Annotated in this window: 11 protein-coding genes; 4 read left to right on the top strand and 7 right to left on the bottom strand. The window is 71.6% G+C overall.

Translation table 11 applies throughout. From position 1 onward, the window contains the following. Positions 1-136 precede the first annotated feature (136 nt). Positions 137-952: a hypothetical protein gene (locus AOQ53_RS02860; RefSeq protein ID WP_059414683.1), complete on the bottom strand. Its 816-nt coding sequence runs from the start codon at positions 950-952 to the stop codon at positions 137-139. A gap of 225 nt (positions 953-1177) precedes the next feature. On the opposite strand from AOQ53_RS02860, the gene AOQ53_RS02855 reads away from it, so the two are divergent. Further along, positions 1178-1648, top strand: a complete 471-nt coding sequence (locus AOQ53_RS02855) for an ATP-binding protein (RefSeq protein WP_059414681.1) — start codon at positions 1178-1180, stop codon at positions 1646-1648. Between the two features lie 80 nt (positions 1649-1728). On the opposite strand, the gene AOQ53_RS02850 is transcribed toward AOQ53_RS02855, so the two are convergent. Further along, positions 1729-4722 carry a glycine--tRNA ligase gene (locus AOQ53_RS02850; RefSeq protein WP_059414679.1) on the bottom strand — a complete coding sequence of 998 codons (2994 nt, stop codon included), beginning with the start codon at positions 4720-4722 and terminating at the stop codon, positions 1729-1731. A 173-nt stretch (positions 4723-4895) separates the two neighbouring features. On the opposite strand from AOQ53_RS02850, the gene AOQ53_RS02845 reads away from it, so the two are divergent. Beyond that, positions 4896-5777, top strand: a complete 882-nt coding sequence (locus AOQ53_RS02845; RefSeq protein WP_059414677.1) for an intradiol ring-cleavage dioxygenase — start codon at positions 4896-4898, stop codon at positions 5775-5777. Positions 5778-5810: 33 nt separating this feature from the next. Here the strand turns inward: AOQ53_RS02845 and AOQ53_RS02840 are convergent, their stop codons facing one another. Together AOQ53_RS02840 and AOQ53_RS02835 are read right to left on the bottom strand one after the other, a co-directional pair. Beyond that, the gene (locus AOQ53_RS02840; RefSeq protein ID WP_059414675.1) at positions 5811-7277 is read right to left on the bottom strand and encodes an aminopeptidase P family protein; all 1467 of its coding nucleotides are present in this window, start codon (positions 7275-7277) and stop codon (positions 5811-5813) included. A gap of 76 nt (positions 7278-7353) precedes the next feature. After that, positions 7354-8871, bottom strand: coding sequence for a PP2C family protein-serine/threonine phosphatase (locus AOQ53_RS02835; protein ID WP_078945113.1), 1518 nt, complete (start codon positions 8869-8871; stop codon positions 7354-7356). A 502-nt stretch (positions 8872-9373) separates the two neighbouring features. On the opposite strand from AOQ53_RS02835, the gene AOQ53_RS02830 reads away from it, so the two are divergent. Continuing rightward, a complete protein-coding gene (locus tag AOQ53_RS02830; RefSeq protein ID WP_059414672.1) occupies positions 9374-10039 on the top strand; it encodes a bifunctional DNA primase/polymerase in 666 nt (221 codons plus the stop codon). Positions 10040-10094: 55 nt separating this feature from the next. Continuing rightward, on the top strand, positions 10095-10730 hold the full coding sequence (locus AOQ53_RS02825) for a hypothetical protein (protein ID WP_059414670.1): 636 nt from the start codon (positions 10095-10097) through the stop codon (positions 10728-10730). 245 nt (positions 10731-10975) lie between these two features. On the opposite strand, the gene AOQ53_RS02820 is transcribed toward AOQ53_RS02825, so the two are convergent. The 3 genes from AOQ53_RS02820 to AOQ53_RS02810 form a co-directional block, all read right to left on the bottom strand. Further along, positions 10976-11941 carry a DUF5926 family protein gene (locus AOQ53_RS02820; protein WP_059414669.1) on the bottom strand — a complete coding sequence of 322 codons (966 nt, stop codon included), beginning with the start codon at positions 11939-11941 and terminating at the stop codon, positions 10976-10978. Between the two features lie 140 nt (positions 11942-12081). Beyond that, the gene (locus tag AOQ53_RS02815) at positions 12082-12720 is read right to left on the bottom strand and encodes an ATP-binding protein (protein ID WP_059414667.1); all 639 of its coding nucleotides are present in this window, start codon (positions 12718-12720) and stop codon (positions 12082-12084) included. Between the two features lie 191 nt (positions 12721-12911). Next, entirely contained in the window at positions 12912-13739 is an 828-nt protein-coding gene (locus tag AOQ53_RS02810; RefSeq protein WP_059414664.1) for a glycerophosphodiester phosphodiesterase, read from the bottom strand. Between the last annotated feature and the right edge of the window lie 445 nt (positions 13740-14184).

The following is a 14184-nucleotide window of genomic DNA, read 5'->3' as shown; positions in this document are numbered from 1 at the left end:
AGCACTCCGCTGTGAGTCGGGTCGGAATGGGGAAGAGGAATACGCGCACGCGCGCGTGCCGCGCGACGGCGACCCTCCTCCGAGTCGTCCGAATCATCCGGATCGTACGAAAAGGCGGAGTGGTGGTCGCGTCGCGTCAGGCGGCGAGGGCGAGTGCGGATGCGCGAACCGTGGCGGTCGGCGGGCCACGCCGGATCACCGTGTGCTGGAGTGCGGTCGTGCGCGGCATCGCAGGCGCGGGCCGCACGGCGTGCACGGGGCGCCGACATGCCTCCGGCGCTCCCGGCAGCCCGGCGCGCAGGGCGCGAACCAGCGCGAGCGCGGCCCGCAGGGAACGCACGAGCGCCCCTTCCGCGACCCCCTGCGCCGACAGTTCGGTCAGCCGCAGCAGAGCCAGGTCGCCGTGGCGCAGCAGCCAGCCGGCGGCGATCGCCGCGAGCACGTGACCGAGCAGCATCGGCAGGGACGGCCACAGCGAGGCCGACGCCCCGGCGTCCGCCGGGAGATGCGTGTGCGCCCCCGTGGGCGGTTGAATCCGGGCGTCGGTGAGGATCTTGTGCGCCTGTGCCGGGCTGATCGCCGCCGCTGTCGTGCCGCACACGAGCCGCGCGGCCTGCTGGATCAGCGCGGCGTCGCTCGCGCCCGCCGGCACCGAGGACGTCGCGGCGGCCGTGCCGTGCTGACCGAGTCCGAACAGTGTGTGCAACACCGTCTGACCGGCGGCGAGCAGCGCCGTGATCCCCGGCAGCGAGCGCACGCGCCCGGCGAACGGTGCCGCCACCGCGACCACCCCGAGGAATCCGGCGCCCAGCGTCCACAGCGGAATGCCGTCGCACGAGGCGAGCGCGTGACCTGCCCCGGCCAGCACGACACAGACCGCGGCGAACACCGCGGCCCGCAGGATCCGGAGCGTGAGTCCGGAGCGCGTCGCGCACGCGTGGGGGGCAGTCATGGCGGGCTCATCATCGCACTGGCCACCCAGGCCTCGTGCGGCAGGTCCGCAAGATGCCGTACGACCGGAACGTCACTCTCTGGCCCCGCTCGCACCCCCACATACACCGATCAGGGCTAGGGGCGCATCCGCCGTATGGGCGGCATCACGTCAACTTCACGCTTACATGCGGGGACTCAGGGCAATACGTAACGGTATGTCGAGCCGCGGCCAGGAGGCTGGAGCATGAGCATCTGGTGGTCACTCCATCTGCGGCGCGAAGCTGCGAGCGTGCCGCTCGCCAGGCGCCTTCTGATCGGCACGATGGAGACCGCGGGCGTCGATCCCGATATCTCCTACGACCTTTCCGTCGCCCTCAGTGAGGCCTGCGCGAACGCCGTGGAGCACGGCGGGGACACCGCGTGCGGCGGTCCCGGTTCGGAGGCGTACCGGGTCACGGCGTACCTCGACGGCGAGAAGTGCCGGATCGAGGTCGCCGACGCGGGCCCGGGGTTCCCCGCGGCTTCCGCCGGCCGGTCCCGCCCGCCGATCCGGCCCGCGCACTCCGACGCGGAGAACGGCAGAGGGCTGTGTCTCATCGAGCAGCTCGCCGACCATGTCCACATCGGCAACAAGCCCGGACGGGGCGGGGCTGTGGTGAGCTTCGACAAGGTCCTCAAGTGGCGCGAGGACGCAGCGCCGCTGATGGCGGTCTGACCTCTGCCGATGCCCGATCGGCTCGGGGGTGGTGTTTCACGTGAAACGTCCGCCCCCTGAACGTCCGCGCTTTCGACGTCCTATAGCGCGCCCCAGTCCAGCGTCGTACGCGCCAGCCCCGCCACCTGACTGAGCAGCGCCAGCCGGGCCGCGCGGACCGCCGGGTCGGGGTCCATCACCAGCACCTCGTCGAAGAAGGCGCTGATCGCGTCCACCAGCGGGGCGGAGACCTCGATCAGCGCGCCGAGGTCCTCCTCGCGGCCGTGGAGGGCCTGGCGTACGGCGTCGGCGCTCTCGGCGAGACGCAGCTCGGCGGGCGCGGTCAGCAGGGACGGATCCGCCGCCTCCACGCCGCCCTCGGGAAGGATGCGCATGACCCGCTGGAACGCGGCAGCGAGCGCTTCCAACGCCTCCGTGCCGATGTGCCGCTCCAGCGTGGCCAGGGTGCGGTCACCGTGGGAGGGCCGGTCGGCCCACACCAGGACGGCCTGAACGAGCCGATGCTCGTGCCCGGCGTCCGTGAGCTGCTGCTCGTAGCGCCGGGTGATCAGCTCGGCGGCCTCGGCGACCCGCTCGGCGGGCACCTCGACCCCCTGTGCGGCATACCGCACGGCGGCCGCGCGCAACCCTTCACTCACCCGCACCCCGGCCACGGCAGGCAGACTCCGCAGCACGTTGAGCAGCCCGATCGCGGCCCGGCGCACCCCGTACGGATCGGAACTCCCGGTCGGCGCGGCCCCGATCACGAACATGCCCGTCACCAGGTCGAACCGGTCGGCGAGCGACAGCACGGCCCCCGCGTCCCCGGCCGGCAGGGCACCGCCGGCGGAGCGCGGCAGCTCCATCTCCGCCAGCGCCCGGGCGACCTCGGCGGACTCGCCGGCCCGGCGGGCGTACTCCTCGGCCATCACCCCGGCCAGGCCGGAGAACTCGATCACCATCTGCGACGCCAGGTCGAACTTCGCCAGCGCACCGGCGCGCCGGACGACGTCCACGGCCTCCTCGGTGAGCCCGGCGCGTCCGGCCAGGTCGAGGGCGAGGGAGGCGATGCGGTCGGCGCGGGCGGCGACCGTACCGAGCCGGTCCTCGAAGGTCAGCTTGTCCAGCCGGCGCCGGAACTCCGCCGGCGGCACCTTCAGATCCGCACGCCAGAAGAACGCGGCGTCCTCGTAACGGGCCCGCAGCACCGCCTCGTTGCCCGCCCGCACCACGTCGTCGTCGCACAGGGCGTTGGCGAAGGTGACGAAGTGCGGCATCAGCCGCTCGCCGTCCAGCACCGGCAGATAGCGCTGGTGCTTGCGCATAACGGTGGTCAGGACGCTCGCGGGCAGTTCCAGATAGCGCTCGTCGAACGACCCCCGCACGGCGTACGGGAACTCCAGGATGTCGGTGATCTCGTCGATCAGATCGGCCTGGCCCTCCACGTCGATCCGGCCGCCCACCTCGGCCGCCGCCTCCAGGACACCGCGGACCACCGCGCCGCGCCGGGCGTCCCGGTCGAGCAGGATGCCGTGCATGTGCAGGAAGTGCGGGTAGCCCTCGGCCGAGGTCACGCGGACGACCGGGTAGGGAGCCTGACGCTGCACCCGCGTCGTGTCGCCCGCGGCGAGCGAGGAGACCACCACGGGCAGGGGAGTACGGCCCAGCAGCGCGAGCAGCCAGCGCACGGGCCGTGAGAACGACAGACCCGGGTCGCTCCACCGCATGTTGCGGCCGGCCCGCAGCCCCGACACGACCTCGGCCAGCAGATCGCTGAGCACCTCGACGGCCGGACGGCCCTCCTCGTGCCGGGTGACGGCCACGTACTCGACACCCTTGACGTTGACGATCCGCACGTCCGTCGGCTCGGCCCCCTGACTGCGGGCGAAGCCCAGCAGGGCAGGCGTCGGAGCGCCGTCCTTGAAGGCGGCGGCGACCTTGGGGCCGCGCACCGTCCGCATGGTGTCCCGCTCACGCGGCTGCACGCCGTCGACCGTGATCACGATGCGCCGCGGCGTGGCCATCACGGTGATCGCGCCGTGCCCCAGCCGGGTCGCGGCCAGCTTGGCGGTGACCGACTCGCGCACCGCCTCGGTGGTGGCGGGGACGTCGGCGTACGGCAGTTCCTCCACGCCGATCTCGAACAGCAGCGTCTCGACGCCGGGCACCTTGGGCAGCGCGGCCCGCTGGGCCGGGGCCGGGGCGGCCGCCACCCCGAGCGGATGCTCCAGCGCGGCCCGCCGCCGCTCCCACAGCTTGGCCGACTCGTGGGTCAGGCCGCGCATCAGCGCGAACGCCTTGGCCCGCTCGGTGGTGCTGATCGCGCCGCGCGCGTCGAGCACGTTGAAGGTGTGGCTGCACTTGAGCACGTACGTGTACGCCGGGACCGGCAGCTCCAGGTCGAGCAGGCGCCGGGCCTCGGCCGCGTACGCCTCGAAGAGCCGGTGGTTGGTGTCGAGGTCGGCGTCGTCGAGGTAGTAGCGGCTCATCTCGTACTCGTTCTGCCCGAACACCTCGCCGTACGTGATGCCCGGCGCGTAGACGATGTCCTTGAAGTGGGCCACGCCCTGAAGGTTCATCAGGATGCGTTCCAGGCCGTACGTGATCTCCACCGACACCGGGTCCAGGGCGACACCGCCGACCTGCTGGAAGTAGGTGAACTGGGTGATCTCCATGCCGTCCAGCCAGACCTCCCAGCCCAGCCCCCAGGCGCCGAGCGCGGGCGAGGCCCAGTTGTCCTCGACGAACCGCACGTCGTGCGCGCCCAGGTCGACACCGAGCGCCTCCAGGCTGCCCAGGTACAGCTCCTGCGGGTTGCCCGGGTCGGGCTTGAGGATGACCTGGAACTGGGTGTGGGTCTGGAGCCGGTTGGGGTTCTCGCCGTAGCGGGAGTCGTCCGGCCGCACACTCGGCTCGACGTAGGCGACGCTCCACGGCTCGGGACCGAGCACCCGCAGCGCCGTGGCCGGGTTGGCCGTGCCCGCTCCGACCTCGGTGTTCAACGGCTGCGTGATCATGCAGCCGTTGTCGCTCCAGTACTTCTGCAGGGTGAGGATGGCGTCCTGCATGGTCAGCGCCGTCTGGACGTTCTTCATGGTGATCGCGCCTGTTCCCCGAGTCGGACCGGCAAGGTCGGCCATGATCTCACACGCCAACTACCGTTGACCTGCGGTTTTTTGACGCTGTCCGGATGGTGCCGGTCGATTCACAGCCGGCTCCCAGCCGGGCCTCACGCAGCTGACGGGTGGCCTCCCTAAGTTCCCCGTTCATGACGGGAAACCACAGGAACACCTCCATCACCCGCCGCCGCGCCCTCGCGGTCACGGGCGGCACGGTCGTCGCGGGCGGCCTGGCCGCAGTCGGCTACCGGTCGGCCTTCGCGGACACGACGACCACGACGACGGCCACGGCCACGTCCTCCACGAGCACCGGCACCTGCATGCAGTTGATGTCGAGCGTCACCGAGGGGCCGTACTACCTGGACGGCGCGCTCGTCCGCAAGGACATCACCGAGGGCAAGAGCGGCGTCCCGCTCACCCTCCGCCTCACCGTCGTCGACGCCACCGACGGCTGCACCCCGGTCCCCGGCGCGGCCGTGGAGATCTGGCACTGCGACGCCTGGGGCTACTACTCCGGCTACACCACCGCCAACCCCGGCGGCTCGGCCCCCGCCGAGAGCGAGGACGACTCCACCGCCGACGACCACACGTACCTGCGCGGCTACCAGATCGCCAACGCCAACGGAGTCGTCAAGTTCGAGACGATCATCCCGGGCTGGTACACCCCGCGCACCTGCCACATCCACCTCAAGGTCCACACCGGCGGCGAGAAGGAGGACGGCACCTACGAGGGCGGCAAGGTCAACTTCACCGGCCAGCTGTTCTTCCCCGACGAGGTCGCCGGGTCGGTCTTCGCCCTGGAGCCGTACAGCAAGCACAGCGGCAGCTACACCAAGCTCGACGACGACATGGTCTACGACGGCAGCGGCGCGGCCGGCGGCCTGCTCACGCTCGAACCGGCGCACAAGAAGGACGCGTCCAGGGGCTACAAGGGATTCCTCACCCTGGGCATCGACCCGGATGCGGAGAACACGGGCGCGGGCAGCGGCGGCGGCACACCGCCGAGCGGCGCCCCCGCTCCCTCGCCCTGAGGCGGGCGCGGCGACGGAGCGGGGTACCGAAGCTCAGCCCTTGACGCAGGCCATCCACGCCTCAACCTCGTCCGCCCGACGAGGCAACGCCGCACTCAGATTCCTGTTGCCGTCCTCCGTCACGAGGATGTCGTCCTCGATCCGCACACCGATACCCCGGTACTCCTCCGGCACCGTCAGATCGTCGGCCTGGAAGTACAGCCCCGGCTCGACGGTCAGGCACATCCCCGGCTCCAGCACACCGTCGACATACGTCTCGGTCCGCGCGGCAGCGCAGTCGTGCACGTCCATCCCGAGCATGTGCCCGGTCCCGTGCAACGTCCACCGCCGCTGAAGCCCAAGCTCCAGCACCCGCTCCACCGGCCCCTCGACCAGCCCCCACTCGACCAGCTTCTCGGCCAGCACACGCTGCGCGGCGTCGTGGAAGTCCCGGTACTTCGCCCCGGGCTGCACCGCGGCGATCCCGGCCTCCTGGGCCTCGTACACGGCGTCGTAGATCTTCCGCTGGATCTCGCTGAACCGGCCGTTGATCGGCAGGGTGCGCGTGACGTCGGCGGTGTAGTACGTGTGCGTCTCCACACCCGCGTCGAGCAGCAGCAGATCGCCCGGCCGCACGGGCCCGTCGTTCCGCACCCAGTGCAGCGTGCAGGCGTGCGGTCCGGCCGCGGCGATCGTGCCGTAGCCGACGTCGTTGCCCTCCACGCGCGCGCGGAGGAAGAACGTGCCCTCGATGTACCGCTCGGAGGTCGCCTCGACCTTGTCGAGGACCTTCACCACGTCCTCGAAGCCGCGCACCGTCGAGTCGACGGCCTTCTGGAGCTCGCCGATCTCGAACTCGTCCTTGACCAGCCGCGCCTCGGAGAGGAAGACCCGCAGCTCCTCGTCGCGCTCGGCGGTGATCTTGTCGGTCAGCGCGGCCTCGACGCCGGCGTCGTAGCCGCGCACGACCCGCACCGGGCCGGTGGCCTCGCGCAGCGCCCCGGCCAGCTCGCGCACGTCGGAGGCGGGGATGCCGTACAGCTTCTCCGCCTCGGTGAGGGAGTGGCGGCGGCCGACCCACAGCTCGCCCTGGCCGTCCAGCCAGAACTCGCCGTTCTCCCGGTTCGAACGCGGCAGGAGGTAGATCGTCGCCTCGTGGCCCTCGCCCTTGGGCTCCAGGACCAGGACGCCGTCCTCGGTCTGGTTGCCGGTGAGGTAGGCGTACTCGACGGAGGCGCGGAAGGCGTACTCGGTGTCGTTCGAGCGGGTCTTCAGGTTGCCCGCGGGGATCACCAGCCGCTCGCCCGGGAAGCGCGCGGACAGCGCGGCCCGGCGGGCGGCGGTCTCGGCGGCTTGGGAGACGGGCCGGAGGTCACGCAGCTCGGTGTCCGCCCAGCCGCTCTTCATGTTCTCGGCAAGCTCGTCGGACACGCCGGGGTACAGTCCGTTCTTCCGCTGCTTGATCGGCTCTTCTTCGGCAGTCTCCGGGGTGTCCGAAGGCTCTTCTGCCACGGCGGTCATCCTCCTCGATACGGCGCTGGACCGCCCTCCACTGTACGGCGGCGCGGAAGCGGCCTCAGGGCGATGACGAGGAGCGTTACTCGAACCGAACCGCCAGCAGGACGACATCCTCCGCACCGTCCGCAGCGTCCAGCCCGTCCGGCAGCACGCTCCGCAGAACGTGGTCGGCGAGGGCGCCGGGGTCGCGCCGCAGCGCCCGGGGCGCCCCGGCCGCCGCCGCGTGCAGCCGGGCGAAGGCGCGGTCGGTGGTCTCGCCGGTGCGGTGCAGCAGCCCGTCGGTGTACAGCAGTACCGTCTCTCCGGGCTCGGCGAGGATCTCCACGCTCGGCGCCTCCCAGCAGGCGAGCATGCCCAGCGGGGCGGAGACCGACGTCTCCACGAACTCGGTGCGGCGCTGGCCGAGCAGCAGCGGCGGGCTGTGCCCGGCACCGGCCAGCGTGATCTTGCGGGCGGCCGGTTCGCAGTAGCCGAACAGGGCGGTGGCCGAGCGGGCCGGCTCGGTCAGCCGCATGAGCAGCTCCAGGTCGGACAGGACGGCGACCGGGTCCTCCCCCTCCATCACGGCGTACGCGCGCAGGGACGCCCGCAGCCGCCCCATCGCGGCGACCGCGCTGGGCCCCGCCCCGGTGACGGACCCGACGGCGAGGCCGAGGGCGGCATCGGGCAGCGGCAGAGCGTCGTACCAGTCGCCGCCGCCGCGCGGGCCGGTGCGGTGCCGGGCGGCGAGCTGGACACCGGCCACCCGCGGCAGCCGCGCGGGCAGCAGCTCGTCCGACATGGTCGCCATGGACGCGCGCGTGCGCTCCAGTTCGAGGAGCCGGGCGAGGTGTTCGGCGGCGTACCGGGCGTACAGGCCGACGAGGTGGTGCTGCCGCTCGTTCGGTTCGGCGGGTTCGTCGTAGAGCCACACGACGGCCCCGAGGCGGCCGGCGGACTCGGTGGTCAGGGGGAGGGCGTAGCTGGCGGCGTAGCCGAGGCGGGCCGCGACCTCGCGGTGGCGGGGGTCGAGCCCCTCCTCGGCGAACAGGTCGGGCTCGGCGATGCCGTCCTCGCCGCCGGGCGGTCCGTCGAGGAACCGGCCGTAGGACAGGGCGCTGCGCGGCACGGTCTCGATGTGGCCGAGGTCGGCGCGGGCCAGGCCCAGGCCGATGGTGGTGTCCGGGCCCAGGCCGTCGCCGGGTTCCAGGACGACGAGGCCGCGGCGGGCCCCCACCAAGGCGGCGCCGGCCCGCAGCAGTTCCTGGAGCGCGTCGTCGAGCGCGGACGTGCGGGTCAGGCGTTCGGTCAGCTCGTGGAGGGTGGTGAGGTCGGAGACCCAGCCGGCGAGACGGTCCTGGAGTACCGCGCCCGGTGGGGCCGGGGGGTGCGCCGGGGCTGACGAGGAGGTACCACCCGCCGCGGCGGGCGCGACAGTGTGTGCGGGTGCCGGAACCGTTGAATCGATTCCAGCCACTTTCGGAGGGTGCGGGGCGTTCATGGCGTCCGGCTTTCCGACCAGCGCGTACTGCTCAAAAGCATCGCAAACCCCCATGTCATTCTGCGCCGCTAGCAGTGTCTCCACATGTACACGCACTCGAGAGGAGATGTCCAGCATTGTCCTGCTGGGATTCCTGGTGTCCGTGAGGTTTGAGAGAACAGGTCTCCTTCCTCTTGCGTAAATGCAAAGTTGTCTTAAAACTGCCGCAAGGGACGGCTTATTGCGGTCGACTGGGCTTGCTCGACGGAGCGTCACAACGGTCGCGATGGGTACGTACTCGGTGAAGGCCAGGGGTGGTTGCGAACTACCCGGAACCTGGTGACGGACCCGGGCGTCTTAGCCACCGACGACCGTGCCCCATCCTCCCGTGGCGGAGGCGGAGAGAAATACGCGCGACGGCAAACGCCATACTTCGCCACCCCTACGCCACGCCCGTGCTTTTGACAGACGCAGTATGGGCGGGACGGCCGCGGAGGCAGCCAATGCTCGACCCATAGGGGTTCCCCTTGCGCACGGCAGGGGTGTGATGAGCCAACAGGTACGCACAGTGAAGTGATCGACACATGATGTGATGTGGACCACGGTGTTGCCGGCGTGCAACGGAAAGGAACGAGCGCTCATGCGCGAGATCCTCGGAAGGCGACGCAGGCTCCTGTCCCAGCGCAGCGACGGGAGGCCTGAGCTGATCGACGCGGCCCTGACCTACGCGACGGAATGGCAGTGGCCCGTACTCCCGGGCGTGGCGGCGGACCCCGAGCGGCGGAACCGCTGCGGCTGCCCGGACCCCGAATGCACGGTTCCCGGCGCGCACCCCTTCGACCCCGGCCTGCTCGCGGCCACCACGGACGGGCGCATGGTGCGCTGGTGGTGGGGCAACCGGCCCACGGCACCGATCGTCCTGGCCACCGGCGGCAAGGCGCCCTGCGCGGTCTCCCTGCCCGCCCTGCCGGCGGCCCGCGCCCTCGACGCGCTCGACAGCATGGGCATCCGACTCGGCCCGGTCGTCGCGTCCCCCGCCCGCTGGGCGATCCTCGTGAAGCCGTACTCCATGGAGCAGCTCGGCGAACTGCTCTACGCCAAGGACTTCGTGCCCGGCTCCCTCCGCTTCCATGGTGAGGGCGGCTACCTGGCGCTGCCGCCGTCCGAGACGGGCCAGGGCGAGATCCGCTGGGAGCGGGCGCCGCTGCCCGGCTCGGCCTCGCCGTGGGTGCCCGATGTGGAGGCCGTGGTGGACGCCGTGGTCGAGGCGCTCACTCGTACGGGTGTGAGCGCGCCCGAATTGTAGGGCTGTAGGGCGCGCCGAGCCCGGAGTCCGCCTCGGCGCGTTATGTTCCGGGGCCATGCCTCGTCATTCCCGGGGCGGCCCCCGGGACCCCCGAAAGGTCCGACTGCTCGCCCTCGCGGCCGCCGTGGCGGCGTGCGCGCTCGCACTGCCGCTAGCGGTGCCGTCCGTGGGGTCCCCGGATGCGGGGGACGCGACACATTCCGGGGGTTCGGCGGACGGTGCCGGCGTACGCGGCGGTTCCGTGTCCGGTTCCGGACAGGACGGCGTACGTCCCTCCCGACCGTCCGCGGACGGCAAGGCGCCTTCCGCCGCGGCCGGCCTCCCCGCGCCAGGCCCGGGCCTGTCGACCGCCGCGCGCTGCGGTCCCGAACTCTCCTCCCCCGACGGCATCGAAGCGCAGACCTGTGTCGTGACGCAGGCCGCGGACATCTGGGCGCGGACCTACTACCGGAATGCGACCGGCGGGGCGCTGGACGCCGTACTGAGCCTGATGGGGCCCGGTGCCCGGACCGTGCGCATCACCTGCGCGGTGGCTGCCGAGGACGAGCCGGGGACGTGTGAGACGCCCCGCGAACCCGCGCGCGGGGACCTGGCGGCGTACACGGCGGTCGCGGAGTTCGCCCGGCGGGCCGGCCAGGGGCCGCTGCTGCTGCGCTCGGGGAGCAACTCGCCTATGCAAGCGGGTAGTTGACGAGCCGGCGCGTTCCGTGAACGGTCGCGCGCAGAGAAAGACCCGGTTGCTGGCGACGGGGGATGCACCAGCAACCGGGCTACAGGAACGGTAACAAGAGATCGGCGGTTCGCAAATTCGATCTCGCCCTTTCCAGTCACCGACTGGCTTGTCCCGGCAGGGAGTTGTGAAGGAATTTCGCCTTTCCGGAGTGCGAGGGCCCGGCCGCCCGGTCGAGCGGCCGGTCCGGACCCTGTGACGAGCCCTCAGCTGAGCGTGACCTGCCGGTTGGTGAGGCCGCCCCGCGCGCGGCGCTCGTCCGCCGTGAGCGGCGCGTCCGTGGCCAGGGCGGCGGCGAGGCGCTCGGCGAACTCCGCCGCCGGCTTCTCCACATCCTCGGCCGTGACTCCGCTCGGCAGGTCCCAGACCGGCACGGTGAGCCCGTGAGCGCGGAAGGAGCCCACCAGACGGGTGCCCTCGCCCAGGCTCGACCGGCCCGCGGCGTGCAGCCGCGCGAGAGCGTCCAGAAGCTGCTCCTCGGGGTGGGGCATGACCCATCGCAAATGGTTCTTCTCGGGCGTCTCGCACCAGTAGGCGGCGTTCACTCCCTGGAGCTTGACGGTCGGGATGGCCGCGGCGTTGGCCCGCTCCAGGGAGGCGGTGACCTCCGGCGTGGCGTTCTCCGGGTCCGGCACCCAGAACTCGAAGCCGCTGTGCACTTCTGGCTCGAAGGCGCCCTCAGGGTCCAGCAGATCCTGGAGCCGCGGACCGTCGGCCGGGGCGCGGCGGCCCTGCACCGGTGTGCCGGGCTCGGCTTCAAGGGCGCGCTGGAGGATGTCGGCGAGGTCGCGGCTGATGTCGCCCGACGAGGTGTCGTTCTGGAGGCCGAGCATGACCGAGCCGTCGTCGCGGCGCAGGGCGGGCCAGGCCATGGGCAGGACCGTGGCCAGCGTGACCGCCGGGACGCCTTCGGGGAGGCCGTCCTTGAGCGTCAGCCCGACCGTGGCCGCCGGGACCAGCTCGCGCAGGGCCACCCAGTCGCACTCGCCGGGCAGGCCCTCGAAGGGGCGGTGCACCAGCTCGGTCGCGGCGTGGGCCGCGGCCCGGCCGTGACAGGCCTTGTACCGTCGGCCGCTGCCGCAGGGGCAGGGTTCACGAGCGCTGACGACCGGGATCTCTCCGTCCGTGATCTGCGGGCGCTTGGCCTTCGTCTGGGGTCGCTTCTTGGCCATCGATGAGTCTCCCGGTTACGGCTCTTCTCGTACGGTCGCGAGCCTAGCCGTTCGCACCTCGGGCGACGGGGGCCTGTGGACAACACGGGTCCCGTGGACAACAGCGATCCCGTGGAGAAGGGGGGCGGGCCGTCGCCGGTTCATTCCATGTCGTCGAAGGCGTCCGCGAAGTCCAGCCCCGGTATCTGGGACACCGCCGGGGCCGTGACGCGTGTCGCGAAGTCGTCGCGGCGGTGGCCGGCGTCCGGGTCGTACACGTCGGAGTGGACGACGACCCACACGGTGACCTCGCCGCGGATGTCGTCCCGGATACCCCAGTCGTCGGCCAGCGCGGCGATGATGTTCAGCCCGCGGCCGCCGTGCGCCGTGACCGACGGGGTCGCCGGGGCGGGCCGGGTCGGGCCGCCGCCGTCCGTGACCTCGACGATGAGCCGGCCGGACGGGTCCACGCGCCACGCGGCACGGACGTCACCGTCGCCGGAGAGCGCGTCGCCCAGGGGTCTGCCGTGTTTGCACGCGTTGCTCAAAAGTTCGGAAAGGATCAGTACGGCGTCGTCGATGACCGATTCCGCTACGCCACCTCTGCGCAACTGCGCACGCATCCGGTGTCTCGCTTCCCCCACGCCCGCAGGGCCATGGGGTACGGCCATGCTCGACGACGCGGGCACGTCCTGTGCCACCACCAACGCCACCCCCGAGACCTCCTTCGCCCCACGCCACGGTGTGGATGCCCCATTGGCCTGTACCGGAAACCGGCCAATCCACGTCCTGTGACGCATTCACCACGATCGAATACGGACCGAACGCGCCGGAGCACCCCCTGTAATCACATGGCTGGATTTCGTCGGTGTGGCCGAGACGCGAGGATCCCGTCCGGCGGCGGGTGAGGTCAAGAGGTGTGCATGGGTCTGCTGGGGCTCGTGTGGTCGGGGTCGGTGGGACTCATGTGGTCGGCGTCGGCCCGGTACCTTCAGCGGCCGAGTTGGTCGAGCACCGCGCGCGGGCGGTTGGTGATGATGGCGTCGACGCCGAGGCCGACGCAGAGATCCACGTCCTGGGGCTCGTTCACGGTCCACACGTGCACCTGGTGGCCGGCCCGCTTCAGGCGCTCCACGTAGAGGGGGTGGTTGCGCACGATCCGGATGGACGGGCCCGCGATCCGCACGCCCGGGGGGAGGCGTCCGTCGCGCAGCCGGGGCGAGACGAACTGCGTCAGGTGGACCGTCGGCAGTGTCGGCGAGGCGGCGCGTACGCGGTGCAGCGAGCGGGCCGAGAAGCTCATGACCCGCACCTCGGACTCCTCGGCGGTGGCCGGGGCGTCGAGGCCGAACCGCTTCAGCAGGACCAGCAACCGCTCCTCGACCTGCCCCGCCCAGCGCGTGGGGTGTTTGGTCTCGATGGCCAGTTCCACCCGGCGTCCGGCGTCGGCGACGAGTCCGAGCAGTCGCTCGAGGGTGAGGACGGACGTCGCCTCGCGGTCCTCCGGGCGGTGCTCCCAGTCGGGGTCCTCGTCGCGCCCCTTGTAAGCCTCGCCCGTCTTCCAGGAGCCGAAGTCCAGGGCGGCGAGGTCGGCGAGCTCCAGGGCGGAGACCGCGCCGCGGCCGTTGGACGTACGGTTGATCCGGCGGTCGTGTACGCACACCAGGTGGCCGTCGGCGGTGAGACGCACATCGCACTCGAGGGCGTCCGCGCCGTCCTCGATCGCCTTGGTGTACGCGGCCAGGGTGTGTTCCGGGGCGTCCTCGGAGGCACCGCGGTGGGCGACGACTTGAATCACATGCTGCCGTGCGTGGGTCACCGCGTCATGGTGCCACCGTGCGCGGGTACGCGTCTGGTCGGACGGACCCGACGGATCCAGAGGTCCGGACGGAGGCACTGTAATTGCATCCTTTTCGTCAGTAATGACCTATATAAAGAATGGCCCCGGACCCACAGCCACCGCTTATGGTGCTCTGACGGCCAGTGGGAAAAGCTGACGGCAGACAAAGGGACAAGCACAGCTGTATCGCGCCGGACCGTCGCCGGTGTGAAAAAGCGTGACCGAGTGCGACCCAGGAAACAGCCGTGGATCGAGGAGAGAAGCTGTGAGCACCGAGAACGAGGGCACCGCGGTACCACCCGCCCCGTCCGCACCCCCCGTGCCGGTGGACGCTCCCGCTGCTCCGGCCCCCCAGGGACAGCCGCCGCAGGGACAGGCGCCCCAGGGACAGGCACCTCAGGGACCGGGACCGTACGCGCAGGAC

Source organism: Streptomyces azureus, assembly GCF_001270025.1.
Classification (GTDB): domain Bacteria; phylum Actinomycetota; class Actinomycetes; order Streptomycetales; family Streptomycetaceae; genus Streptomyces; species Streptomyces azureus.
Note: the sequence above shows the minus strand (reverse complement) of the source record. Positions and strands in the feature narration are given on the sequence as shown.

Coding starts and splice junctions, on each gene's coding strand:
- AOQ53_RS02820 (WP_059414669.1), bottom strand. CDS start 11,941: ATGGCCAAGAAGCGACCCCAGACGAAGGCCAAGCGCCCGCAGATCACG.
- AOQ53_RS02845 (WP_059414677.1), top strand. CDS start 4,896: ATGACGGGAAACCACAGGAACACCTCCATCACCCGCCGCCGCGCCCTC.
- AOQ53_RS02860 (WP_059414683.1), bottom strand. CDS start 952: ATGACTGCCCCCCACGCGTGCGCGACGCGCTCCGGACTCACGCTCCGG.
- AOQ53_RS02835 (WP_078945113.1), bottom strand. CDS start 8,871: ATGCTGGACATCTCCTCTCGAGTGCGTGTACATGTGGAGACACTGCTA.
- AOQ53_RS02815 (WP_059414667.1), bottom strand. CDS start 12,720: ATGCGTCACAGGACGTGGATTGGCCGGTTTCCGGTACAGGCCAATGGG.
- AOQ53_RS02825 (WP_059414670.1), top strand. CDS start 10,095: ATGCCTCGTCATTCCCGGGGCGGCCCCCGGGACCCCCGAAAGGTCCGA.
- AOQ53_RS02850 (WP_059414679.1), bottom strand. CDS start 4,722: ATGAAGAACGTCCAGACGGCGCTGACCATGCAGGACGCCATCCTCACC.
- AOQ53_RS02855 (WP_059414681.1), top strand. CDS start 1,178: ATGAGCATCTGGTGGTCACTCCATCTGCGGCGCGAAGCTGCGAGCGTG.
- AOQ53_RS02840 (WP_059414675.1), bottom strand. CDS start 7,277: ATGACCGCCGTGGCAGAAGAGCCTTCGGACACCCCGGAGACTGCCGAA.
- AOQ53_RS02830 (WP_059414672.1), top strand. CDS start 9,374: ATGCGCGAGATCCTCGGAAGGCGACGCAGGCTCCTGTCCCAGCGCAGC.